General features: G+C 59.4%; 24 protein-coding genes and 2 pseudogenes. 10 read left to right on the forward strand and 16 right to left on the reverse strand.

Features of this window, described 5'->3' with window-relative positions; translation table 11 throughout:
- Positions 1-12 precede the first annotated feature (12 nt).
- Positions 13-348 (forward strand): nuclear transport factor 2 family protein, encoded by a 336-nt coding sequence (locus J2R80_RS33740; protein ID WP_057017189.1) that lies wholly within the window; start codon positions 13-15, stop codon positions 346-348.
- 1,230 nt (positions 349-1,578) lie between these two features.
- Here J2R80_RS33740 and J2R80_RS33745 read toward each other — a convergent pair.
- Positions 1,579-1,769, reverse strand: a pseudogene (locus J2R80_RS33745) (DUF3606 domain-containing protein).
- A gap of 116 nt (positions 1,770-1,885) precedes the next feature.
- Between J2R80_RS33745 and J2R80_RS43825 the strand changes: the two are divergent.
- Positions 1,886-2,230 (forward strand): hypothetical protein, encoded by a 345-nt coding sequence (locus J2R80_RS43825; RefSeq protein ID WP_375162616.1) that lies wholly within the window; start codon positions 1,886-1,888, stop codon positions 2,228-2,230.
- On the opposite strand, the gene J2R80_RS43830 is transcribed toward J2R80_RS43825, so the two are convergent.
- Positions 2,150-2,623: a hypothetical protein gene (locus J2R80_RS43830; protein WP_375162617.1), complete on the reverse strand. Its 474-nt coding sequence runs from the start codon at positions 2,621-2,623 to the stop codon at positions 2,150-2,152. The genes J2R80_RS43825 and J2R80_RS43830 overlap by 81 nt on opposite strands.
- Positions 2,624-2,651: 28 nt before the next feature.
- On the opposite strand from J2R80_RS43830, the gene J2R80_RS43835 reads away from it, so the two are divergent.
- Both J2R80_RS43835 and J2R80_RS33755 read left to right on the forward strand, forming a co-directional pair.
- Positions 2,652-2,813: a hypothetical protein gene (locus tag J2R80_RS43835; RefSeq protein ID WP_375162618.1), complete on the forward strand. Its 162-nt coding sequence runs from the start codon at positions 2,652-2,654 to the stop codon at positions 2,811-2,813.
- Between the two features lie 460 nt (positions 2,814-3,273).
- Positions 3,274-3,471 (forward strand): hypothetical protein, encoded by a 198-nt coding sequence (locus J2R80_RS33755; protein ID WP_233475604.1) that lies wholly within the window; start codon positions 3,274-3,276, stop codon positions 3,469-3,471.
- 900 nt (positions 3,472-4,371) lie between these two features.
- On the opposite strand, the gene J2R80_RS33760 is transcribed toward J2R80_RS33755, so the two are convergent.
- Both J2R80_RS33760 and J2R80_RS33765 read right to left on the reverse strand, forming a co-directional pair.
- Positions 4,372-4,650 (reverse strand): PRC-barrel domain containing protein, encoded by a 279-nt coding sequence (locus J2R80_RS33760; RefSeq protein ID WP_141340136.1) that lies wholly within the window; start codon positions 4,648-4,650, stop codon positions 4,372-4,374.
- A 1,282-nt stretch (positions 4,651-5,932) separates the two neighbouring features.
- The gene (locus J2R80_RS33765; protein WP_141340137.1) at positions 5,933-6,661 is read right to left on the reverse strand and encodes a Crp/Fnr family transcriptional regulator; all 729 of its coding nucleotides are present in this window, start codon (positions 6,659-6,661) and stop codon (positions 5,933-5,935) included.
- Between the two features lie 201 nt (positions 6,662-6,862).
- Between J2R80_RS33765 and J2R80_RS33770 the strand changes: the two genes are divergently transcribed.
- Positions 6,863-7,117 carry a hypothetical protein gene (locus J2R80_RS33770; protein ID WP_246786820.1) on the forward strand — a complete coding sequence of 85 codons (255 nt, stop codon included), beginning with the start codon at positions 6,863-6,865 and terminating at the stop codon, positions 7,115-7,117.
- Positions 7,118-7,120: 3 nt separating this feature from the next.
- On the opposite strand, the gene J2R80_RS33775 is transcribed toward J2R80_RS33770, so the two are convergent.
- Together J2R80_RS33775 and J2R80_RS43840 are read right to left on the reverse strand one after the other, a co-directional pair.
- Complete coding sequence (locus J2R80_RS33775; RefSeq protein ID WP_246786821.1) at positions 7,121-7,285, reverse strand: hypothetical protein; 165 nt, start codon at positions 7,283-7,285, stop codon at positions 7,121-7,123.
- 279 nt (positions 7,286-7,564) lie between these two features.
- Positions 7,565-7,714: pseudogene (locus J2R80_RS43840) on the reverse strand (conjugal transfer protein TraG); the annotation flags it as partial.
- A 37-nt stretch (positions 7,715-7,751) separates the two neighbouring features.
- On the opposite strand from J2R80_RS43840, the gene J2R80_RS33780 reads away from it, so the two are divergent.
- Positions 7,752-7,895: a hypothetical protein gene (locus J2R80_RS33780; protein WP_253641119.1), complete on the forward strand. Its 144-nt coding sequence runs from the start codon at positions 7,752-7,754 to the stop codon at positions 7,893-7,895.
- Positions 7,896-8,304: 409 nt separating this feature from the next.
- Here J2R80_RS33780 and J2R80_RS33785 read toward each other — a convergent pair whose 3' ends face one another.
- The 4 genes from J2R80_RS33785 to J2R80_RS33800 all read right to left on the reverse strand — a co-directional run bounded on the left by J2R80_RS33785 (position 8,305) and on the right by J2R80_RS33800 (position 11,518).
- Complete coding sequence (locus J2R80_RS33785) at positions 8,305-9,447, reverse strand: GSU2403 family nucleotidyltransferase fold protein (protein ID WP_141340138.1); 1,143 nt, start codon at positions 9,445-9,447, stop codon at positions 8,305-8,307.
- Positions 9,448-9,543: 96 nt separating this feature from the next.
- On the reverse strand, positions 9,544-10,341 hold the full coding sequence (locus tag J2R80_RS33790) for a DUF3363 domain-containing protein (protein WP_253641048.1): 798 nt from the start codon (positions 10,339-10,341) through the stop codon (positions 9,544-9,546).
- Between the two features lie 21 nt (positions 10,342-10,362).
- Positions 10,363-10,743, reverse strand: a complete 381-nt coding sequence (locus tag J2R80_RS33795; RefSeq protein ID WP_057017180.1) for a hypothetical protein — start codon at positions 10,741-10,743, stop codon at positions 10,363-10,365.
- Positions 10,744-10,759: 16 nt separating this feature from the next.
- A complete protein-coding gene (locus J2R80_RS33800; protein WP_253640102.1) occupies positions 10,760-11,518 on the reverse strand; it encodes a 4-hydroxyphenylacetate 3-hydroxylase family protein in 759 nt (252 codons plus the stop codon).
- Positions 11,519-11,558: 40 nt separating this feature from the next.
- Here J2R80_RS33800 and J2R80_RS33805 point away from each other — a divergent pair, with 40 nt between their 5' ends.
- Positions 11,559-12,164, forward strand: coding sequence for a MarR family winged helix-turn-helix transcriptional regulator (locus tag J2R80_RS33805; RefSeq protein WP_141340139.1), 606 nt, complete (start codon positions 11,559-11,561; stop codon positions 12,162-12,164).
- 637 nt (positions 12,165-12,801) lie between these two features.
- Here J2R80_RS33805 and J2R80_RS43335 read toward each other — a convergent pair.
- Positions 12,802-13,167: a helix-turn-helix transcriptional regulator gene (locus tag J2R80_RS43335; protein ID WP_141340140.1), complete on the reverse strand. Its 366-nt coding sequence runs from the start codon at positions 13,165-13,167 to the stop codon at positions 12,802-12,804.
- A gap of 475 nt (positions 13,168-13,642) precedes the next feature.
- On the opposite strand from J2R80_RS43335, the gene J2R80_RS33815 reads away from it, so the two are divergent.
- A complete protein-coding gene (locus tag J2R80_RS33815) occupies positions 13,643-14,677 on the forward strand; it encodes a helix-turn-helix transcriptional regulator (RefSeq protein ID WP_253640103.1) in 1,035 nt (344 codons plus the stop codon).
- A 224-nt stretch (positions 14,678-14,901) separates the two neighbouring features.
- On the opposite strand, the gene J2R80_RS33820 is transcribed toward J2R80_RS33815, so the two are convergent.
- The 3 genes from J2R80_RS33820 to J2R80_RS33830 all read right to left on the reverse strand — a co-directional run bounded on the left by J2R80_RS33820 (position 14,902) and on the right by J2R80_RS33830 (position 18,052).
- Positions 14,902-15,333, reverse strand: a complete 432-nt coding sequence (locus J2R80_RS33820) for a hypothetical protein (protein WP_141340141.1) — start codon at positions 15,331-15,333, stop codon at positions 14,902-14,904.
- A 61-nt stretch (positions 15,334-15,394) separates the two neighbouring features.
- Positions 15,395-16,519: an HlyD family secretion protein gene (locus J2R80_RS33825; protein ID WP_229189067.1), complete on the reverse strand. Its 1,125-nt coding sequence runs from the start codon at positions 16,517-16,519 to the stop codon at positions 15,395-15,397.
- 111 nt (positions 16,520-16,630) lie between these two features.
- Complete coding sequence (locus tag J2R80_RS33830; RefSeq protein WP_253641049.1) at positions 16,631-18,052, reverse strand: DUF1254 domain-containing protein; 1,422 nt, start codon at positions 18,050-18,052, stop codon at positions 16,631-16,633.
- Between the two features lie 382 nt (positions 18,053-18,434).
- Between J2R80_RS33830 and J2R80_RS33835 the strand changes: the two genes are divergently transcribed.
- Complete coding sequence (locus J2R80_RS33835; protein WP_141340142.1) at positions 18,435-19,865, forward strand: DUF1254 domain-containing protein; 1,431 nt, start codon at positions 18,435-18,437, stop codon at positions 19,863-19,865.
- A gap of 198 nt (positions 19,866-20,063) precedes the next feature.
- The gene (locus tag J2R80_RS33840; protein WP_076826362.1) at positions 20,064-20,501 is read left to right on the forward strand and encodes a DUF2721 domain-containing protein; all 438 of its coding nucleotides are present in this window, start codon (positions 20,064-20,066) and stop codon (positions 20,499-20,501) included.
- A 196-nt stretch (positions 20,502-20,697) separates the two neighbouring features.
- On the opposite strand, the gene J2R80_RS33845 is transcribed toward J2R80_RS33840, so the two are convergent.
- Positions 20,698-21,351 (reverse strand): hypothetical protein, encoded by a 654-nt coding sequence (locus J2R80_RS33845; protein ID WP_375162619.1) that lies wholly within the window; start codon positions 21,349-21,351, stop codon positions 20,698-20,700.
- 88 nt (positions 21,352-21,439) lie between these two features.
- Positions 21,440-22,186 (reverse strand): outer membrane protein, encoded by a 747-nt coding sequence (locus J2R80_RS33850; protein ID WP_076826360.1) that lies wholly within the window; start codon positions 22,184-22,186, stop codon positions 21,440-21,442.
- Positions 22,187-22,189 lie beyond the last annotated feature (3 nt).

Raw genomic sequence — 22,189 nt, forward strand, 5'->3', positions numbered from 1 at the left:
TAGGTGAGGAATATGTCCTTTGACCCGATGGCCGCGGCGGTTGATTGGCTTGATGCTTACCGCGCTGGCGACATTGAAGATATCGTTGGCATGTTTGCCGATGATGCGGTGATCCATTGCGATTGTGGAGGCCAGAAGACGCTGACTGGCCGGGAAGCGCTCCGGGCTTATTGGGTCGACAGGCTCAAGCGTTATCCCGCCTTCGGGTTGAACGACATGCAGCCAAACCGCGATTACGTCGCGGTCTCTTACATCACGACCAGTGGCTTAGTTAGCGCGCTTCTGATCTTCAATGCAGCTGGACAGATCAAATCGGTTAGCTGTGGTCCCGGCGCCGCCCGAGATTAGGCTCGAGCATCACAACGGCTTTCCGCTCACTTTTTGCGTGGCCTTAAGATCGCTTTTGATCTCGGCACCGAGGCCATTTGTCAGCGCGGATCGAATCTGTCGGGCGTGCGTGATGGCGCCTCAGCGGCAACCACGCGTTTGGACTGCAATGCATGGCACTATAGTTGTCGTGACAACTCCGTTCCCGCGCCTGGGGCCTATGCCCTTATTCCTGTCGTGCGTTCCGCGGCCGAGCAGGCTTGTCAGAGTTTCAGACAGTTAACGGGTGTTATGGAATCCCAGCTTCCGCGGGGTCATTGTCAGTTCATCACCGCACGGCTCTCGGCAACTATCGGTGACGAGAACGCCGCCACCGCGCTCCCGCCCCACACAAACAGGAGCAGCTTTATGACTAGCAAGCGGCGTCGTTTCAAACAAACCCGATCACTGGGAGAACGTCTGACTGACGAGGCCATGCGCCTGCGCTCGAAGGCCAAGGCGGTGCCTCCATTAGCCAATCCTGCTGAGGGGGGCCGGCAAGACGAAGCGGTGGCTCATCTGACCGAGTGGCTGATGTCCCCAAGCTCTGCAGGCGCCAATATAGGCCGCCCATGATCAACCAGCCTCACTTCGACCCCTATTCAAAGGCAGCGCGCATCTGTCTTGGCGTTGCGATATTTAGCGCGACAATGCTTGCTGCGCTGCTGACGAGCATTTTCGCCTAATCAGGCCGCCTCAGTTGGCCGGATAACGGCCCCAGCGCTTCCTCGGCCCGGAGGCTAGTGCCGAGGCAGTTGCCGCGCAACCGTTCCCGCCCCGCGCTGATTCGTAGCACCGCCATCCACTATCTATCTCTCAACGAGTCCCACGGGGCCAAGCCGATGGAAATCGAGGTATACACGGGCCGCTACGAACGCGAACATGGCCACCCGCCGTCCGGACGCCGGGTCCGGCAATTCACCCTGTCTCCGAGACCGGAGCCCTGCTTTACGAAGTCAAGCTCAACGAGCAGATGATCTAGGCGGCGCTGGAGCGAGCCCATGCGACCGCCTAACAGGAAAAGGCATTCCGGATCATGGTGGAACCCTAGGGGCTGCACAGCCATTTCGAGGCGAATTCCACTTTGCGCCGATCGAGAATGTGCCCCGGGTCTTCGGGGGCGAGAGGGGGGCACCTTCATTGCCACTTCCGGTCTGCCGAGGAGCGGCGATTGCTAACGACGCTTCGAAGGTGTCGTTCCCAACGACTTCTTCATGGCGAACCGAGCCGGCGCTCAACTCGCTTGCGGCTGTTGCCGACCTTCTTGACGGCTTCTTCACAGACCCTGCCGACTTCCGGGTTTTCTTCGCCTCGTAGCGCACCTCGTAATCCTGCCCGCCGACGACGCGCGCTCGGTCCTGCTTGCGACCCCGCGCGGTCTGCTTCTTCGCTTTCCTTGCCATTCTGGCCCCCCTGTTGGAAGACGCCAACGCAGGCTAAGATCAGCGGTTCCAATAGCGGACCCCGCGCGCGGAACGATTGCCAAGTCCTCAAATTTGAATCAGGTCGCTGTTATTGGATGGCGTTGTGGCGTTTCAACGGAGGAAGCCCGAAGCGATCGGGACCAAAGGCGCTCTTTCCCGGCTTCATCGCGCCGGCCCTGGCATCGCCGATCGATAAAGTCCCGCGCGGCGCACGCTGGATTCACGAGATCAAGTTCGACGGCTACCGGGTCCAGACTCACATCGCCTATGACGAGGCGAAGATCTACACCCGGCGCGGCAACGACTGGACCAGGCGCTTCAAGAAGGTGGCCCAAGACGCCTGGCCGATTTCAGCAACATCAGCCATCATCGACGGCGAGATTTCCCTCGGCAGGCGGCACGACCGACTTCTCTGTGCTGCAGAACGAGCTGCGCGGTAAGTCGACCAGGATCGTGATGGTGGCCTTCGATCCGCTCCATTTCAACGGCCGCGATCTTCGGAAGGTGCCGCTGGTCGAGCGCAAGGCCGTGCTGAAGAAGCTGATTGCCGGCACCGCCATCAGTTCAGCCAGAGCTTCGAGGTCGACGGCCCGAAGATGTTCACCCATGCCTGCAAGCTCGGCTACGAGGGCGTGGTGTCGAAGGTGGCCGACAATGTCTATCCGACCCGGCGCCCGCAGCCGCGACTGGGTGAAGAAGACCTGCGCCCAGCACGAGACGCTGACATCGCGGGCTTTGCGCTCGACGGCGATGAATGGGACGGCATCTATGTCGGCCGACGCAAGGGCGACGAGCTGATCTACGCTCGCAAAGGTCGACCACGGCTTCGACAAGGCCTCGCCCGCCGATCTCCGCAAACGCTTGGCACCGCTGATCCGCAAGAAGCAGCCCTATACCAAGCGCATTGCACACAAGGCGATCTGGGTTGAACCGAAAGTACTGGCCGAGATCGAGTACCGCTCCAAATCCGCCGAGGGCAAGGTACGGCATCCGTTCTTTCGCGGCGTGCGGGAGGACCTATGACCCTACCGCGCTGCAACTGCTGCGATGACACGCGCTGGGATCATTTTGAACGAGCGCAGGCATATTCGAAAGCGAGCGCTGCCCTTGGATCAGCGAAATCCGAACTGAGCCTTGTCGAACAACGGAAGCGGCCTGTCGCCGAGCCCCCCTTGTCGACAATTAAGCGAGGCCTCTGTCTCCGGAATTGCCATCTGTTCCAAAAAAATGGCTTCAGCCGAAGGCGCTGAAGCCAAGTCTCCGCTTTTTTGGTCGTCGCCGGCGACCGTAGCGTTCGACGCCGGCAGAGTAAAACCGCCGTTTCATCCTGCCGTTCCTATTGCAACTTATTCCCACCATGGCCTGCCGAAAACTCCTGCAGCGCAAGGTCGAATTCAAGGAACGGCTAGCTCTTGGAAATGGTTAAGCTCACACGGCTGTAACTGCACGGGTGCGATGGACTAAGATGCACAAAGACTCGATCATGGACGAGTTGCGGCAGATTGAACTTGATGTTGTGGAGGGAGAAAAACGACTCGCGGAGCAGGAGGCGTTGCTGATCGAGTTAAAGAGGTCAAACGAAAGCACCATCAAGGCTCAAGCTCAGTTCGAGATGATGCGAAAAGATCAACTTGACCGCGAGCAACGTCGACAACGTCTGCTTTCTGTTTTGCATCCGTGATCTAGGCAATTTGCTGCATCTCGCGGAACGGTTACAACCTAAAGAAAATCAGCAGCTCCGCCAACGATCCAGAGCGGCGAAAATCCGAGTAACATGAAAATCCGAGTAACATTGACGTCCAGAACCGCAGTTCGCGTTTGAGCCGGCCGCGAAGGACGACACAGGCATTTCGGAGCCGTTCAACCTGGGTTCGGCTAATGAAGCATGGCGCTGAGCCGCAATACTGAGAAATCCGACGATCAGTGTTCAGTCTCGGCGCTCTTCTGTCATAGCTTGCCTTCACGAAAGCGAACTGCCCAATGCCCCGGGAGAGCACTGAGACCGATGCCCGTCCCACCTCCCGAGAGCAACCTCCCTTGCAACTCCACAAATTGCCACTTGTTCCTGAAAGTAAAACGGTCTCAGCGCGGTAGGAATCGCTGAGGCCGGGCTTTGCTTACATACTGCGGCGTCAGACGTTGTGGGGCGGGATCAGCGCCTGGCTTCAGAGTAACCCAACTTCGTCAGGCCCGCTCCTATGAAAAGGACGGCCAGAAGGCTTTGGGCGCAATCGGCCTGTGCTGGGAGCGCGTCCTGTTAGGCAGCAGCACAAAAAAGATGGCCCCAGCATCCGGATCATGCTGGGGCCAGGCCAGATCGAGGACCGCTGTCCGCCGAGAAGCAGCGAGCCTGTTTCCAAGGCTGAAACAATACGAAATGAAAGTTATCTACCCTATTGTTCGGATGCCGCTACTTTTCTGGCTCCACTAGCTAAACGCATATGCGGTCAGGCTAGCGACGAGAACCAAGACACTCAGCGCAGTAACAGACGCAAATGTCCGCTCCACTCCATTCATGCGTTCCATGGTTTTAAGCTCGCTCGTAGGAAGCCTATCGTCGCAGTGTGCAGCAGCGGAGTCATTAACCTTCGTGAATCGCACGCGGTAATTTGGCTTTGGCGATTGGCTTTCTTGAGAGATGATCCCCTTCCAATTGCTTGACCATCGCTATTGGCCATCGACCTTCATGTCCCGCAATTGCAATGCGGAGCCCATGGACGTCATCTACAAATACGTGCTCAATTGTGCCGGCTTTCCCATCGGACAAGACGACCCCCTTGCCCACCAACTCTTTTTCGGAAGCATGAAGTTCGGAGAGGATGTTTAAAGCGCGTTTGCTGCAGTCAAAAAACTCGTTCATGGGTACGCAACTATCCTAAATGTAATCTGAAGCTGCGATCGATTTACGCTGGGGTCGAGCGGTAGCCCACGCCATATGAGCGCCACGCTCGAAGACGAGTTTTCTATCATGCGGGCACCGCGTCATTAGCACATGTGAAACGCGCTTATGGGGGCCTGCTGCTTTCTGGCGGGGCGTCTTCGTTCCCCAATTTTCATCACGAATGGAAATGAGGAACCTAGAACGCCCATAGCCGATGCATTGATCTTGCAAAGTGGCGGGTCCGCCTGGCGCCTATAGGGAATAGCTCGCGCTCGAAGACCAATTGATGGGGGCGATGCAAGGACATCGCCATGAGCACCGATCATCTCACAGCAATTGCGATTGTACCGCTGGTGCGGATTGGCCGCCTCCATTCCGTCAGCTACGACCGCCACCGGCGGCGCGAATAGCGGCATACGTGAATGCTTTCGTGCCTCAGTCCGGCGGCTAAACACCCTCCGAGGTACCCACCGCCCTGCCGCGCCGCAGCATATCCGCAGCGTTCATCGAGCTCGTATCACTTTCGCCCGGCCGTCCTAGTTGACGGCCGGGCTTTTGCGTTAAACCGAGCTGCTAGGTCGCGGGTTCCGATTTCCAGATAAATTGCGACAAAGGCTCAGGCTCGCCGCCGCGACCTGCCTGTTAATTTTGCATTCGGTGCAAAAGAGAACCGCCAATCCGGGTACGGTCGGGCTTGGCGGCTCCGTCCTCTTAGTGGACCGCGAGATCACACCGCGAGGCCGAGCTGGCTTAGATCGGTGGCGACGATAGTCGAGACCGGACGGCTACGGGTTTCCGCGACAATTTCTCAGCGCTGGGGCATGACAGGGCGCGCCTTGTCGTAGTAGTAGACACTAGCGGAGCGCATTTGGCTCCCCGGATCAGGTAACCCAATCGTTCTATCGGTTGCTATTTTCCCCGGTACTATGCGGCGGCTGCGGCCCGCTCGGACCAGCCGTGTGGCTTGCACAAAACCTAGAGCACACTCGGCCAAATAAGAAAGTGAGATAGACGCCTCTAGTTCGACGACGAGTTGCCGGCTACGCTCCTCATTTCGAATGACCGTCCGTTTGATGATCCCGATGGCGAGGAACTGCTGAACGACGAGATGGCCTGGCAGAAGGCCGTGACGACGGTTCGCGATATCGGGTCCAATCTGGACCTCGACAAATCCAATCGTTGGTCGATCGCGGTCAAGGGAGGAACAAAACGCAATCTTTCAGATCGACGTCACCGCCAAGCGCATCGTCTCCCCTTCGAGCTAGCCAGTTGGCTGCAAGTGAAGATAGGCCGGATCGAATCCGGCCAATTCCTCCAATTTATCGTGGTCCAGAATGCGGTAGTGTGGCCGGTCGACTTGCATGATACCTTCTTGCCGCAGTTCCTGCAGCGTGCGGTTGACGTGGACCGTCGAAAGTCCGAGACAATCTCCAAGATCGGATTGCGTAATAGGGAAGTCGAAATCACCGTCGCTCGTTCGACCGACAGCCCTCAATCGACGATGAATTTCGGCGAAAAGGTGGGCCATACGCTCGTCCGCGGACCTGCGGCCGACATTGACGATCCATTCCCTAAAAATCGCCGCGTCAATGAGCGTTTCGCGCCAAAGCGCACCTGTCACATTCGGGCGCTGCTTACACAAGGCCTTGATCGCTTCATGAGGGATGAAGCCAAGCGTGCAGGATGTCAGCGTCGTGAAATCGTGGTCCATGACGTTGAGGTAGAGGCTCTGCAGATCCGGTATTTCGCCGGGAATGTGCAACGAGAGGACTTGCCGCTTGCCGTCCTGCGTGATTTTTGCACGGTACGCAAATCCTTCGGCGAGAAGGCAACATTCCTTTGGCCGGCTGCCATCGGCGACAATAATGTGCTGGGCCGGGACTTGGCGTTCCTGGATCGGCAGCTGCTCAAGTGCCTGAATGTCATCGCTGTCGAGCCGGTTGGAGGCAGTTAACTTTGTGATCAGGCTAGTCGCGGTGCTTGAAGCCATCGGCGTTCTCCCCGCATTGGAGGAAATGAGCGTAGCGCCGGCGGTGAAATGCCTGCTTCGCCAGCGAATGATCGGGAGCACGACACTCTCAGCCACCGGCGCCCAATTGATAGTTGCCGATGATGCTTAGATAACAATTGGGGGGACCGCGATGTTCCTCGATAACCTGGCTGAAGCCCGGCAGTCTCAAGGTACGGCCCGATGGAGAAGCCATACTCCAGATTGATCGACCAGCGGCTCGAGCAACTCCAAGCGCACCGCACCAACATCCGCCATTATCGGTGGCTTCTGAAAACGCAGCTTTCCGACTTGGAGCGTCAGTTCATCGAAAGGCGCATCGGCGAGGAACTGGAGGCCACGCAAGGCGTGGCCTCTGACGCTCCGCCTCTCGGCATATGCCGGCTGTCATCCAGCCGCCGGGAGATCGGGAGAAAAACATCCATGATCGAACTTTAAAAGCTACTCATTCGCGTTAGCGAGAAGATCGTCGGTGACTACCAGTATCTCATCGATACCGCGACCTCGGAACGGGAGCGCGAGCGCTTTCGCCAGCGCATCGATGAAGAGCAGCAGCTGCTGGATACCCTTCGGCAGCCAGCGCAGATCTCTCGTGCGACGTGACATGGGGATGCACTACCGTAGGATCAAACCAGCTGATGAGTGAGTTGGAGAGCTTGCCCTTGGGCGAGGCTATCCGACTTCGCTGGGTCTTGCGGGACATCAGAGCTAGGCGCTTCATCGTCAGTCCGCTGGATCGGCTGACGTTCAGAATCTCACCAGATGGGCTACGTCGAAACCATGACATGCTTCCCGTTCTGACGGCGGCGGGCATGGGTGAGATTTGAAATCCGAAAGATGACCTCAGCGATCAGGGCACCGCCGCGATAAAAAGCTAAACAGGCGAGGATAGCCGGCGATCGCGAACCAGGGTTCACCCAGCCGTTGCTGAAAGCCGAGGGCTGCCGCGGTCCATTGCGTCGCTCCTCAGGTCGACGCGACGACGATGCCGAACACGATCGTGATCTGACCGATGTAGATCTTTGCTGGAAACATTCGCCGCCCCATCCGCCCACGCGACGTGAGCGGCACGATGAGAACGGCGAAATTCGGCGAGCCTTCAATCGAAATAAAAAGTCGCGCCATCAGCGAGCGCGATTTCGATCAAGCCCGATCAAGTGCCGAAGTTGAAGATCAAGATCAGCACAGCATCATCGAATGCTTCAACAGCGCGTGAACACCTGGCGCAGATTGCATCTCGTTGCCATGTCGCGCTCAGCCACCGGGCAATCAGTTGCTCAACAGCGAAGAGACATTGCCTCTGTCGGCAGGCGGTGCGGGGTCACGCCTCGATTCTGCATGACCAAGCTGCTTCTCATTGTGCGCGGGCTTCGGAGTGCCGGATGGATCAGCGATGAGCATGTCGTTCGAGAAATGCCCCGCAAGGCGTGCACTGCCGACCAGGCTCAGGCTTGTTGGTTCCGGCGCGCAGGGAGCAGCTTGTTTGATGACGTCGACATGATCGGCATGTCGATCTTCGTAGGCAGAGCATGCCTGGCCGAGCTTCTTGCGCCCGGCTTGTGTGCCGCTGCTGCTGGTCGAGGCTGCGTTGCGGCCGCGTCGGTGTTGAGCCTGCGGTCCGCGGATCACTGTGGACGAGAGGTTGGCGTGTCGGTTGACTTGTCTGCGAGATCGTAGGCGGCGCGATCGGAGCCGAGCTCGGATACACCCTTCCCTAGTTCGGTCCGGAGCAACGTCTGGAAGCTGTCATCATAGGTCGCGATGCTGGTGCGGATCGCCGCTCTCCACTGATCGCCGCGATCCCATGCCTCCGTATAGGCGGCCGCAAGGTCCGACTGCTGCCTGTTGGCGATCATCGCTTCGATGATCGATCGAGCCTGCAGCCGATCCTTTGCGCTTTTTGCGGTCGCATCGCGGTCCTCCTTGCGGCGGGAGCCGACGATCAGCTTGTGGATGGCGTAGCGTTCGGGCGATGGAATGAGGACCGGCACGCCCGGACCGTGCAACAGCACCGCGCGGATCGGCTGGAAGATCAGGTAGTCGAGGAAACGGAGCGGCAGTGCCGCTGCCCCGCCGAGGGCCGGCATCGGGACCGGCTTGCCTGCCTGGTCGTCCGACCACTGGTTCGGCGTCAGGAATTCAACCTTGAAGTTGCCCCTCGACGTGAATTGGGTGGAGACCCTGCCGTCGGCCTGGCTCGGGACCTCGCGGAAGGTCGGATCGACCTGGCGCAGCACCTCCAGGATGGGAGGCATGGAATCCTTGACCGCCACCGAGATTTCGTGGAATTGCGCAAAGTCGGCGTCGCCGGTCTGCATGGCGGCCGCATCAAGGCGCCGGCCAAGCACGGCGGCGTAGCACTGATAAGCGACAGTGCCGACGAGCACGCCCCTCATGCGGAAGAAGCCCGCCTTCGCCAATTCTTCCACCACCTGGCCAGCCATCGGCAGAGGACGCGGCAGATAGGCCTCGCGCGTCAATGTGGAAACGAGACGGCGACGTCCCTTCAGATCGGCCTTCAGATCCTTGAATGCTTCGACCCGCTTGGTGATCTCTGGATCGTCGACGGGACCGACATAGCGGCGGTGTTGGCCCGCGCCTTCGGGCTTCGGCGTGTCGAAGTACCAGTATTTTTTGCCCTTCACCTCGACCGCTACGAAGCGGCCGCTCGTGGAAAATTCGGAGGTGACGCTCTCGTCCAGGCTTCGCTGGACAAGCTCCGAATAGAGCGTCTGGTAGCTGATATCGAGGGCTTGGTTCGACGGCATCTTGGAACCTCGCTATACTATTTTCGCGAGAATAGTATAACCACCGGTATTCTGGAACATTTCAGCTATACTATTCTCGCAAAAATAGTATAATAGTCATTGATTCAATTCCTTGGACACACAAAAGATGAATTCCACGAACGCTCCAGGATGGAACACGAACGCTCCTGGACGGAAACTGACTGACTTTCCGAGCATCCGGCCATAGCGTCCAATTCCGCGCTTGATGCCGATCGACCAGGAAATGCCCTCCCCGCCGACCTGACCGGTGACCAATTGCCCGCGCGCCCGCTCCAGCACCGGCCGCCAGGGCACCAGCGCGAACTCATGCGATCGCTCGATCAAGGCGAACCGCCCACTGTGCAGCGTGAGCACGCGCCGGTAGACGCCCTCAACCTTGTCGCCGGCCTTGACGTCGACATGCTCAAGCCCGGTGCGCGCGGAAATATCCGCCACAGTCCTTGCCAGCTCACGGGCCTCGAGCGTCTCGAGCATGTTCCGCGCGTACCGCGCTTGCCCCCCTTGCTCTCGCGCCAGCCCCTGCTCGATCAGCCATTGCCGCCTGGTTCGCAATGCGGTCTCGACTTCCGCCCCGAAGCCAGCCGACACGAACCCATCGGGCTCCTTGCCAATCAGCTTGCGATCAAGCCACGTTGCTCCCAGCGCCTGCGGCAGATCTTCGAGTCTCTGCCATGACAACACCGCGACGCGTACCGGATTGCGCGAGCGCTGCAGCTTCTCGTATCGGAGCGCCCGGTCGAGATAGTCGTCGCCGACATTCCAGCTCCCGTCGGCAAGACGGCTTACCATTGCCTCACGCCGCATCGCCTCCAGACGCCGTACGTGCGATCCGACATATTCGCTCGATGCCTGCGGGTCGAACTCCCGGTGCAGGCGGTCGCTAGCGAACCGGAATCAAACCGGATCGAAGTAGTGCATCTCCAGGAGCAGACAGCCGCCGACGGATTTGAACGGACCGTGCGGCGCGTGCGGAGGCCGGCAGGCGTAAGTGTTCGGCGGGAAGCTCACGCCGCCCTCGCCCTTGTCATCGTTGCCGACGATCAGGTCGCCCGATACGAGATAGACCTCTTCCCAATACTCGTGCGAGAACGGCGCCGTCGTATAGACGTCGGGCGCAAAACGGAGCAGCCGGGTTCTCGTACCGTGCCGATTCTCCTCATCTCGGCCGCCGGCGATGATCTTCTGCTGGATGCCGGCCGGATAGCCCGCGGGCGTTTCCCACCCGGTGGTCTTAACGAGCGTGTAGAATTCGTCGTGCTTCTTGTTGACGGGCATGTGTTTGCTCCCTGATTCAGGCGGCTTTGCTGGAGGTCGAGACGCCGTTGAGGTCGTAGAAATCGAGCATCGTCTGCACCAACCGATCGGCGCCGGTCCAGTCGTAGGTGCAATAGGAATGGCCCTTGGTAACGAAAGTCGCGCCGGCGTAGAACATCTCGTATTGCTGATGGTGCGACCCGAACTCGGAGCCGACGGCGTCCCAAGCGAGCTTGTAGAATTTCACGCGGTCGTGCGAATTGGCCTTCGGCGACTGCTGCGTCTGGTCGATCAGGGCAGCAATCTCCGGGTTGCCGAAGTCCGCCACCGACGAAGGCAGCATGATCATGCCGCCGCCGGCGAGCTCGCGCAGCGTATTGATGATGTGGGCGTAGAGCTGCTGCGTCAGGACCTGTGCGGAATAGAGCGTGTGCCGATCCGGGATGAAGTAGGGACCGACCTGCGTGCCCTTTGCCTCCATCGCAGCCACCAGCGCATCGACCATGCCGGTCTCGGCTGCGAGCTGACCGAGCATTTCGCGAACCTGCGGGAATTGCGTGACGCCGTTCATTTCGGCGATCCGATGCGCAAGGCCAGTCAGGAACGTGAGCTTCACGCTGAGAGGGACCATCGCCTGGTAGTTTTGGTAGACGTGACAAGGCATGGCGTGGAACTGCTTCTGGCACATCTCGACGTTGCCCTCGATGAAGACGCGATCCCAAGGCACCTTCACGTCGTCGAAGCAGAGAACTGAGTCATCCTCGTCGAAGCGGCTCGACAGGGGATTGTCGAACACCGCGCTCGCAATGCCATGATTTGGCGAGGAGATTGACCGCGTGAACGATGCACTCCTGACGGCGTCGAAACCCGAACTGCTCGACAAGGAAGGAGACCGCACGCTTCGCGGCCTGCTCTACGATTATTTCGCGTTCGGACGCAGTCTTGAGGCCTGCCGCGAAATATTCGCGGGCTTCGTCGACCTGTCGCCCACCCAATATCTGATATTGATTGCGATCAAGAATTCGACTGCGGAAGAACCGATGGGCGTGAATCAGGTCGCCGAGCGGCTATATCTGAGCGGCGCCTTCGTCACTAACGAGATCAACAAGCTGGTTTCCGACGGCCTGCTCGAGAAAAGCCCCCACCCCGAAGACGGACGACGGGTGCAACTTGCGCTCGCCCAACGCGGAATGAGCCTACTAATCCGCCTTGCCGCTTTGCAGCGCCCGGTCAACGACGCCTTGTTTAGCATGCTGACGCGTGAGGAGTTCAAAGTGCTGTCCCAGTTGCTGTCACGGCTCGCTTCGAACGCCGACAACGCGTTGAAACTCGCCGAACACGCCAGAGCGACGCTCAAACTTCAGGAGGATCAGAACGCCTCCCGAGCCAAGGCACCTAAGCTTCGTCAGAAGCGGCCAGCAGCACGTCATGGCCCGCTGTAATTCCCGTTCTGCGCCGTGACGGAGCAAATCGTGGCCAATGGTAGCGGGAGTCCGCTACATGAGCAGGCTAGCTGACCTAGTCAGGTCAAGGCCAATTCTTAGGTCCGACCAGATCGCGCCAGACCTCTCGCTGTCGCGACGATACCATATTCAGAAGGTCGGGGTCGATGACGCCTGGACGATCAACCTATCCCATGCGCCAGGCACACCACCGCGATCGCATCGACAATGCGCTGGTCGAGACTGGCGTAAGCGCCCAGATCGGTCTGTGCAGGCACCGACCGGACGATCTCAGGGCTCGCCGACGCCGCGACGAAGGTCGTCTGGCGGATAGCCCTAGCGCCTTCTGTTTGTCGCGAACGGATGGAGCTGATTCGGCGGCTGGCCGCTCGTGCTCGGCGACGTGATTGCATGACGCGATGCCTACCGTGCTCGCCAGCCTGCGTCGCTCTGCTTTTGCTTCGGCCGGGCCATATAGCTTCCCGTAGCGTCCCTGCGCCTGTTGAACGTCAAAAAAAGCAAAATGGCTCCTTGCGGAGCCCCGAAATCTCGCCGAACGTTTCGCTCCAATTCAAATCGTGCGTCTTGCCATTTCACGCCAATCTTGTGGAATAATTCAGCTATCGATCGCGCAAGGTCATATGCGATGGGACGCCTGCCGACGTTTACCAGCAAGTTGCTGCCGCCTGTAGACAACGGGCTGGACTTTCATCAAACGCGCGAAAGTGCGGCTGAAACTACTTGCACTGGAATAGCCGAGGAACTTTGCGACGTCGGACAGGGGCTTACTCGAGTCTACGAGCAGCCGGCAAGCCAAATTCAAGCGAACCTCCGCAAGCATTGCGCGGTAGCTTGTGCCCATACGGCCGAGATGACGCTGCAACGTCCGCGAGCTGATCTTGCATGCGCGAGCTGTGCCATTTATGGTTGCGTCACCATGTCGCAGCGACGCGACAATGGCCGCGCGGATCGCTTCGGACGAAGGCAAACGGACGGCTCTCATCTGTTGGTGTGAGGCACGAAGTCTATGCTCCGTCTAGAGAATACCAGATGCTTCGACGCCATGGGCATTCCGGGCCTCCTTCCGGCCGACTGTCCGGAAAAACTGGGGTGCGCCTTTCGATCACCCAGTGGCTCTCGTTCAACCATTGTCGAGCGCACGTAATGCTGCGAGGGTACGGAGAGAGAATTCATCGAAACGCAGCACGAAGGGCTCAGCTTTCCTCCATTCCGGTCGTAGTTTTGATCTCAAGTAAGCCTATGCAGCGAATTGTTGGCCGTCTGGCCATAAGCCGCCAAAAAAGCCGGCAAGACCCGCATCGAAGGAGTGGCTCGCAGCCGATCGCTGGGGTGCAGAGAAAGGTGCATGCCGGGAGGGGGCAGCGAACTCTTCCATTTTTGCCGGCCGCGCCAACGCCCGGTCCCAGCGAAACTCCCGCCGACAGGCAGCATCCATTTTACAATCGAGGGGCGGCCCGGTGGCAAATATTCATTTGACGCGCTGCCAGTTCCTCATTCCTTTCGCTGATATCCTTAGCGAAATCGGCGCGTCGACGGGTTCGTTTCTGGCAAAATTTCATCTTCCGACATCATTGGAAGAAAAGGCCAATCACTACGTTCCGATTCTGCGAGCAATCGACTTCGCGGAAATCGCCCGGAGATCACAAGGTATTCCGGATTTTGGATTCCTCGCCTCCCAACGTCTGCACTATTGTCACCTGAGCGAGAAAACCCGGACTCTGATCGGCCATGCCCCAACGCTGTTGGTCGCGCTGCAACAGGCTTGCAAATGGGCATCGATCGAGGACTCGAACTTGAAGAATTGGATCGAGCGCCACGACGGTCACGTGAAGTTTTGCAGCAGTCTCACTGGAACAAAAGGACTCCTGCATCTCGAGCATTCACAATGGCTTCAGAATATTTTCCCCATATACATTGTCCGGCAATTCGCCGGACCGGATTGGGCTCCTGCTACAATCGCGTTTGAAGCCCGGTATACGCCGAGCCCCGCGTGTCAATCATTCTGGCCAAACACGCGTTTCCTGTCGGGACAAGACGCATCGTGGATCGACGTGCCGATCTCGCTCCTCAGCCTTCCCAATCGCGCAAAGGAGCAAGTGCTCTCCTTGCAAGACGATCAGGCTGGCCCGTCAGGTCATGACATCATTGCAACGCTCAAGTTGATGTTGCCGTCCTACCTCGACCAGGGACTTCCGGCTCTCGCTCAGGTTGCGGAGATGGCTGGCGCGAGCGCGAGGAGCTTGCAACGTAAGCTTGCGTACGCCGGCATGACATACTCGGATCTGCTCGACACCATCTGGTTCGAGAATGCCAGCAAGCTCTTGCGCGACACGGATTCCAAGATCATCGAAATCGCATTCTCCTCCGGCTATACGGATCCAGCGCACTTTACGCGCGCCTTCCGCCGCATTACCGGCGTTACGCCGCGGCAGTTTCGTGCGCAATCGCGGCCGGGACAAGCGCCTGCCTTGGGCGCCATGCTGCCCGAATGATTGAAGGCATCCCTTGATTCGACACGACATCAACGTCGATCGATCGGACCCGGCTTCGCTGGATGGGAGCGCCACGACTTCGGATGGGATAGATCCCTCCTCCTTTGCGCCGAGGAGCTGAAGCGCCGGTCTCCATCAACAGAACGCCGCCGACGGTCAGGTCGGTGCGGTGCGTGTGCCGCGAACGCGCGGGGCCCTCATGCTCGAACGCACATCAGGCAAACCTAAAAGTCCGGACCAAATACGTCATCGTTGAACTGGGCCGAAGCGTCATCGTTTTCCATGCTGTTGATCAGGTTCTCTTCGGGATTCGTAAAGCCGCCTGCCGAGAGCGTAGTTGCCGGCAATGCACCATAACTGGCGCGATATTTGTCCATAGCGGCCACGCTGCCGACATACGCACAGGTACATCCGGAGGGATCCGCGTAAACGTAGTAGGAACGTCCGCTCCTCTGCCGCAGCTGAAATTGATTGGACGGGAACAACATCAGCCGATTCAACAGCTCCGGCGTGGTCGCAGCGACAGGGCTGAATCCCGATGAGATCAACAATTGACCAGTTGATTGCTGGGCGTAACCGCGAGCACCCGAGCACAACTGGACAAGAAGAGTGACCGAAACGAGGGCTGCAATACTGCCTGCAGATCGAAAACCCATTTTTTCTCCGGAGATATCTGGATGAGCTACCAATTGGAGCCGAGAGTGAAATGGAAGGCGGCTATAAATATGCCGTATACGAACCGATCCAGACCAGGATCGACATCAACAGGCCGATGACGCCGGCGTTGTCCGCGAACACGGTGGCGGTGCCCGGCATTCCGAGCCGGAGTTGGCTACGGTCGATGGTCTTCGGGATCGAAATAGCAGCCGGATAAGCCTTCGCGCCTCCGATCGAGCCGACCCGCGCCAGCGTACCTGAGACCGCGATCTGGCCCTGCCCCACGCCTTGGGGGATAGCCATGACCGTCGCTTCGTGGATGCGGCCAGGGTCGTCGTCGAAGACGAGCTTGACCCGCGCGCCGGGCTTGATGGTCCGGAATCCGTTCGGCGGGAACATGCCGGTGATGACGATATCGTTTGCGACGATGAACGACATCACCGAGCGCGCCGGCATGGCGCGGTCGCCGACCGACAGCGCCATGATCGTAACGACACCGTCGCCGATGGCGCGGATCGTCGTCTGCTCGAGCTCCCACTTCGCATGGTCGAGCTGGGCCTGGATCTGTGCGACGGTTGTGTTGACGCCGCCGATTTCCGACTCCATCGCCAATTGTGCGCTCAGCTGTGCGGCCTTGGCCGCCTGAAGCTGAAACTCGACCGTGTCGTATTGCACCTGGACGTCCTGCAGACGAAACGCGGTCTGCGCCTCCTCGCTGACGAGCTTGCGGTAATCGGAAAGCCGCTGGGTGTGAAAGGCGAGCTGCTTGGTCAGTCCATCGACATTCGCCGTCGCCTGCTCGTAACTGGCCTTCAGTTGCTTGACCTGCTGGCGTGCCTGGGCGAGCGATGCCTCGAGCTGGTTGACCTTGTACTGGAACGGTGCCGGATCAATGCGAAACAGCACCGCGCCGGCCTTCACCGGTTCGTTTGGCTTGACCGGGATTTCGATCACCTCGCCGGAGACATTGGGCGCGACCTCCATGACGCGGGAAATCACGACTAAGCTTCCCGACGGGGTCAGGTAGTTGAACATCGCGAGGAATACCGCGAGGATGAACGCGCCAAGCAGCACGGTGACGGTGCCGGACGCCCAGCCCCATCGGACCAGCTTGAGCCTCGAGAAGACGAGCCAGACCAGGACCAAATAGAGCGTCAGGATGATGAGCACGATGATCTCCTGCATCTGTCGTGCACCGGGATTGAACACTCACAAGGGCGGTGCCATGCCCGTGCCGGCCGGATGCGTGCAATTGCGACTCTGTCGCCGCGCATCCGGCCGATAAAAATTCGATCTCTAGGACGCGCGCTTGAAGCCGGGAGGCTTCCACGTCCCTTCACCAGCTGGCAGAATCGATGGCGGCGTGGTTTTCGGCCAGTACAGTCGCATCACCACATAGATCGGGCCATCCGGCGCCGGCAGCCAGTTTGCCTCCTTGTCGGCTCCCGGAGACTTGTTCTGGACGTAGATCGTCAGCGAGCCGTCGGAACCGCACTTCATGTGCGGCAGCATCGGCGAGTTGATCAGGTAGCGGTTGATCGGGTTCTTCACCAAAAGCTGCGTCTTGCCGTCATACATCGTCACCGACCAGAAGGCGTTGACCGGCGGCAGCTGCTCCGCCGGGAAGGTAAGCGTGTAGCTCGACTTCGAGCAGTCGAGTTCTTTGCCATCGACATCCACTTTGCCCAAAGGATACATGGCCTCCACCGCGTCGTTGCCATAGATGCCGGCCTTCGCGGCTGCCGCGCGCATAAGCCAGTCGCCATGGAAGAATGCGGCATCGCCGAACGGCGCGCCGACGCGCCAGCCGTTGATGTCCTTGCCGAGGGTCGCAACGGCCTCGCTGACCTTGCGCTCGCCCTCCTTCATGCCAAGCAGGATCTCCGCCTTGTCTTCCAGCGACAGGCTGCGGAAATCGAAGCTCTTCCCTGGCCCCACGCCGATCCGCGCCAGCTGCTCGCGGATCCAGCGATCTTCCGGCAGCGCCGGCGCGAATTGAAGCGCGAAATCAAGGTATTCGAAGAACTCGGTGCGGACGAGGTCCTTCTCGAATTTGGGGAAAGAAGGCGCCGGCTGATTCAGGAAGCTGGAAAGCGGCTGCGCCTTGTAGCCGGCCTGAATCTTCTTGACGGCCTCGATATCGGCCGGGTCGAACAGCTGCGTGCGTAAGAGCCCCAGGCAAAAATCGGTGGTCGACCGGAATACCTTCTTGATGCCGGCCGGTGTCACGCCGGTCCATCGCGGGCCGACGATCATATAGCTTCCGGCATCGCTGCCGGTGGCGCGCGTCCCGACATAGCCGAAATTATACGTGTTGAGGTCGTTCAACTGCAGCGAATAGTAGCGCTTGGGGTCGATCGCCGGCACCGAAAAGACAAGCGGTTCGGCCCGCAGGTCCAGCCAAGCGAACGAATACGGCGTGTCGCTGTTGGGGGTGATCACGGCGGTATCTTCGTATGTGAAGACGCGCGCCTCGTTGAACAGTGTATTGAACGGCGCCTTGTACTGGCCCGACGACTTGTCGACAGCGTACTCGTTCATGACGCCGTAGGCCATCACCATCGGCAGACCATAGATGAAGCCGGCCTCTGCGATGTCCTTGGCCTTGAAGAATCCCGGACGTTCCGACCACTGGGCCCAAGCCTGGCTTGATTGGGCGCCAGCAGCGGCGACGCCTGCCAGCGCGGCAGATCTCAGCAAATCGGGCTTCGTCAGCATGTTCGGGCTCGATCGCTTTTGCATCAACCTACTCCGTTTCCGTGGTGGACGGGCCTGACACGCCAAGCGTCTTTTCGTCCGCTCGCCAACCTAACGAAAAAGCGGCCACCCACTATGCAAATTCGGCAATCTCCAGCCCCGCGCGAAGCAATGGTCTGAAATCGCGCTCAGTTATTGCCAGCGCGGGGTCTTCGACTTCGGCATGCGCCCGCTCGGATCCCCGGCTCGCCAAGCGATTGGTCGGATGGGCCCCCGATCAAGGTCAGAAACTGCATAGCCGATGCTGGGAAGTACGGGCTAGCCTGCCTTGCGCGGCACGAGATGGAGCGCCGCAACGCTGCCAAAAAGCCGCCTTGAACGAAACCAATCCCAGGAAACAACGATGGACATCACCCGCCGTTTTGCGCTGAAGACCGGACTTGCCGCCGCTTCCACTGCACTGACCCCGTCGATCCTCCGAGCGCACGAAGGCCCAGTATTTGATATCGTTGAAGGGGCGGAAGATTTTTGGCTCGCCACCGACGCCTATGTGTTCGGTTATCCACTTGTCACAATCGAGATGACCCGCCGGGTCTTCACCAACGTCGTCAAAGCGGAGGGCACGCGTGCCCCCATGGGTCAAATCATCAAGCTGCGTCAGTATCCGGATGCCTCGTTTCGCGATGTGACAGCACCGAACGCCGATACGCTCTACACCACTGCATTTTTCGACGTCGGCAAGGAGCCATGGGTGTTGAGCGTTCCCGACATGAAGGACCGGTATTTCCTGCTGCCGATGCTCGACGGCTGGACCAATGTGTTCGCCGTGCCCGGAAAACGCACAACCGGCACCGGGGCGCAGACCTATGCAATCACGGGTCCCGGCTGGAGCGGCACGCTTCCGTCCGGCGTCAAGGAATTGAAGGCCCCAACCAACATAGTCTGGTTGCTCGGCCGGATCTACTGCACGGGCACTCCGGAAGACTACGCAGCCGTCCACGCCTTGCAGGACCAGTTCAAGCTGGTGCCGCTGAGTTCCTACGGAAAGGACTACACGCCGCCCTCGGGCAAGGTCGATCCGTCCATCGACATGAAGACGGCCGTGCGCGAACAGGTCAACCGCATGGATGCGGCTGAATACTTCAGCCTGCTCGCCCAGCTGATGAAAGTGAACCCTCCCTCTTCTGCTGACACGCCCGAACTCGCGCGGTTCGCCAAGATCGGTCTTGTCCCGGGCCAGGACTTCGATGCCAGCAAGCTGGACGCGGATTTCGTCAAGCGCATTCCCCGCGCCGCTTTCGATCGCATCATGCTCCAGCTCAAAGTCAACGACGCCATCAAGAAGGTCAACGGATGGATCTACGACACCAAGACCGGCGTCTACGGGACCGACTATCTCAACCGTGCGCTGGTCACCGCGATCGGGCTCGGCGCGAACCGCAACAGAGACGCGGTTTATCCGCTTTCGCTAAAGGATGCGGACGGTAGCGACTATCACGGCTCGAACAAATACGTCATGCGTTTTCCAAAGGGCCAATTGCCGCCGGTGAGCGGCTTCTGGTCCGTTACCATGTACGATGCCAACTACTTTTTCGTCTCCAACCCGATCAATCGGTACTCGATCAGCCCGCGACAGAACCTCAAGGTCAATCCGGACGGCTCAACGGACCTGTACATCCAGAATCAATCCCCGGGGGCCGACAAGGAGTCGAACTGGTTGCCTGCACCGACCGGCAAGTTCATCCTGATGCTGCGCATGTATTGGCCGAACGAGGACGACCCGTCGATCCTCGACGGCACTTGGTCGATCCCGGCGGCCAAAAAAGCGACGTAAGTTTAAGCGACGGGCAAGGGGACGCTTCGCGGCGTCCCCTTGCCCGTCACGCTACGCAGCGATTATCTTGAGCAAACGATCTCACATCGTTGTAAAAAGCTCCCCGTGACCAACGATGCGCTAAGCTTTCGTTGCGAGCGCTCGCCCTGACTCCAATGTAGGCGGCGGCGCAGGTACCGGTCGCGGAGAAAAGTAGCCATGCTGATCGACACACCGACCGCCGCGCACCTGTCGCAGGTCATTTCGCAAGTAGCGGCGCCCGCATTTCTCCTTGGCGCAGTTGCGGCCTTCGTGTCGCTTTTGATAGGGCGCATGAATCGCGTCGTCGACAGGCTACAGGCATTGCACGCTACGGCCGACGACGACCGTTCCGGAACGCACCCTGATATCCCACATCTCAGGCGTCGCGCTGTGCTTCTGAACAAGGCAATCGTTCTCGCGACGGTCAGCGCAATCGTCACCTCGCTGCTGGTGATCCTGGCGTTCGTGTGTACCTTCTTTCGATTCCAGCATGAGTACGGCGTTGCACTGCTCTTTGTTGTCGCTCTCAGCTTCTTCACGCTCTCGCTTGTAGATCTGGTGCGCGAGGCCCGCCTTTCACTGCATGACCTCAGTCATCACAAGCCCAATCCGTAGCAAGCGGCCGGCTCAGCCGGGCTCTTTCGCGTTGTAGCGCCAAGACTCGAAATCGGCTCGTTTCTGGACGGGCCGGCGCTTCCTCGAGTCGAGAGAATCATCGTCCAGTGCCGGCTGGACGCAAATGGTACACAAGGCGCATCAGCCAGAGGCTGGCCTGGCGCAAGGACGCCAGGCCAAACTCCGCGCGGTCCCGCTAGTAGCACGGGGGATAGGGATAGTATCCGCAAACCGGCGGCCGATAGTAATACGGGTACGCGTAGGCAGCCGCAGCGCCAGCCGCCGCAGCGGCTCCGGCATAATACGCACCTCGATAGGCCGTGCGTCGCGCAACGCCCGCGAATGAAAGCGGCGTAAACGGAAGGCCGATGATGTCGATGAAGACAGAGGCAGGACCGTCGGCGCCCTTGATGTCACCTTCGAGAATATCGACATCGAAGGCAAGGTTATCACCTTCGAGCTTGGGATTCTTCAGTGTGACAACGACATCGCGCACGGTGCTGCCGTCCTTCTGGAATACGGACACTGTGGCGTTGGGCGGATTCTTTGCAAAATTGTCGCTGCCGGTTCCCCAGTCTTCGACGATATGGCTGGTCAGATCGTGACCGGCCGAGCGAACCGGCCGATCCGCAAATATGATCGCATTTGGCGCGACGCCAGTGAGGACCAGCTTGCCGGGCTGCACGTTCGCGCCCCTGGAGTTGAAGACGATCAGTGATGGAACGACCTGGGGTTTGTTGGCCCCGATCGTCTTCAGCGGCGCATGGGACGCCGTGTCTTGCGCCAAGACCATGTTTGTGGCCGCCAAAGCACCGAGAAAAGCAATCGCACGCATCGTATTCGACAGCATGATCAACTCCGGAATAGTGGATTACCTGGACCCAGGCATGATGAAACAAGAATGGAGGCCGGCCGAATTGGACGACCTCCTTTCTTCACTAGTAACCGAACTTATAGTTGAGGCGGAGCGCCAGCAGACTCGCGTCCGTCTTGGTGTTGGCGGTGATCGACGTGATGCGCCCGAGTGACGGCGTCAGGAACGTGTTGCTCTCGTTTACCCGCCACAGATAGTCGTACTCGATGCCGGCCGTCCAATTCGGAGAGAAGCCGTACTCGAAGCCGACACCCACGACGCCACCCCAGCGGGTCCGGTTCGCGAAGGCGAGGCCCGTGCCGCTCACATTGTCGATGATGGCAAAGTCCTGGCTGCCAACCGCGCCGCCGCCCTTGACGTAGAACAAGGCCTCGTTGGCCGCGTAGCCCAGTTGAGCCGTGAAGAGGCCCAGGCCGGCGAGGGTCGACTTGTAAGTACGTGTCGGGTCCTGCGCACTGATGCGCGTGTTGCGGATGTTGGCCCAGTCGCCCTGCGCTTCCAGACCGTACACCAATTGTCCGGCCTGCCAACGATAGCCAAGCTGGCCACCGATGATGCCGCCGCCCTTGCTATTGCAGCCTTCCGCGAAGACGCCGCCAATTCCATTGATTGCGGTGATATCGATGCACTGGTTGCTCCAGCCATATCCACCGTTGATACCGAGATAGAAGCCGGACCAGTTGTACATCATGGGCGCGGCGATCGGCGCCGCCTTGTACGCCGGCCGCTGCGGAAGATCGGCGGCCTTTGCAATACCCGTGAACGCAACGGACATCACCGCCGCTGCGGTAAGTAAACTGATTTTCTTCATCGC

The organism is Bradyrhizobium sp. USDA 4541 (assembly GCF_024171085.1).
GTDB lineage: Bacteria > Pseudomonadota > Alphaproteobacteria > Rhizobiales > Xanthobacteraceae > Bradyrhizobium > Bradyrhizobium australafricanum.

Excerpts from the sequence above, each read along its gene's own strand:
- J2R80_RS33785 (WP_141340138.1), bottom strand. The coding sequence starts at position 9,447 with ATGCCGTCGAACCAAGCCCTCGATATCAGCTACCAGACGCTCTATTCG.
- J2R80_RS33770 (WP_246786820.1), top strand. The coding sequence starts at position 6,863 with ATGGAGAAGCCATACTCCAGATTGATCGACCAGCGGCTCGAGCAACTC.
- J2R80_RS33780 (WP_253641119.1), top strand. The coding sequence starts at position 7,752 with ATGAGAACGGCGAAATTCGGCGAGCCTTCAATCGAAATAAAAAGTCGC.
- J2R80_RS43825 (WP_375162616.1), top strand. The coding sequence starts at position 1,886 with ATGGCGTTGTGGCGTTTCAACGGAGGAAGCCCGAAGCGATCGGGACCA.
- J2R80_RS33760 (WP_141340136.1), bottom strand. The coding sequence starts at position 4,650 with ATGAACGAGTTTTTTGACTGCAGCAAACGCGCTTTAAACATCCTCTCC.
- J2R80_RS33820 (WP_141340141.1), bottom strand. The coding sequence starts at position 15,333 with ATGGGTTTTCGATCTGCAGGCAGTATTGCAGCCCTCGTTTCGGTCACT.
- J2R80_RS33755 (WP_233475604.1), top strand. The coding sequence starts at position 3,274 with ATGGACGAGTTGCGGCAGATTGAACTTGATGTTGTGGAGGGAGAAAAA.
- J2R80_RS33740 (WP_057017189.1), top strand. The coding sequence starts at position 13 with ATGTCCTTTGACCCGATGGCCGCGGCGGTTGATTGGCTTGATGCTTAC.
- J2R80_RS33795 (WP_057017180.1), bottom strand. The coding sequence starts at position 10,743 with ATGCCCGTCAACAAGAAGCACGACGAATTCTACACGCTCGTTAAGACC.
- J2R80_RS33835 (WP_141340142.1), top strand. The coding sequence starts at position 18,435 with ATGGACATCACCCGCCGTTTTGCGCTGAAGACCGGACTTGCCGCCGCT.
- J2R80_RS33845 (WP_375162619.1), bottom strand. The coding sequence starts at position 21,351 with ATGCTGTCGAATACGATGCGTGCGATTGCTTTTCTCGGTGCTTTGGCG.
- J2R80_RS33825 (WP_229189067.1), bottom strand. The coding sequence starts at position 16,519 with ATGCAGGAGATCATCGTGCTCATCATCCTGACGCTCTATTTGGTCCTG.
- J2R80_RS33765 (WP_141340137.1), bottom strand. The coding sequence starts at position 6,661 with ATGGCTTCAAGCACCGCGACTAGCCTGATCACAAAGTTAACTGCCTCC.
- J2R80_RS43335 (WP_141340140.1), bottom strand. The coding sequence starts at position 13,167 with ATGAGAGCCGTCCGTTTGCCTTCGTCCGAAGCGATCCGCGCGGCCATT.
- J2R80_RS33830 (WP_253641049.1), bottom strand. The coding sequence starts at position 18,052 with ATGCTGACGAAGCCCGATTTGCTGAGATCTGCCGCGCTGGCAGGCGTC.
- J2R80_RS33775 (WP_246786821.1), bottom strand. The coding sequence starts at position 7,285 with ATGTCACGTCGCACGAGAGATCTGCGCTGGCTGCCGAAGGGTATCCAG.
- J2R80_RS33840 (WP_076826362.1), top strand. The coding sequence starts at position 20,064 with ATGCTGATCGACACACCGACCGCCGCGCACCTGTCGCAGGTCATTTCG.
- J2R80_RS33850 (WP_076826360.1), bottom strand. The coding sequence starts at position 22,186 with ATGAAGAAAATCAGTTTACTTACCGCAGCGGCGGTGATGTCCGTTGCG.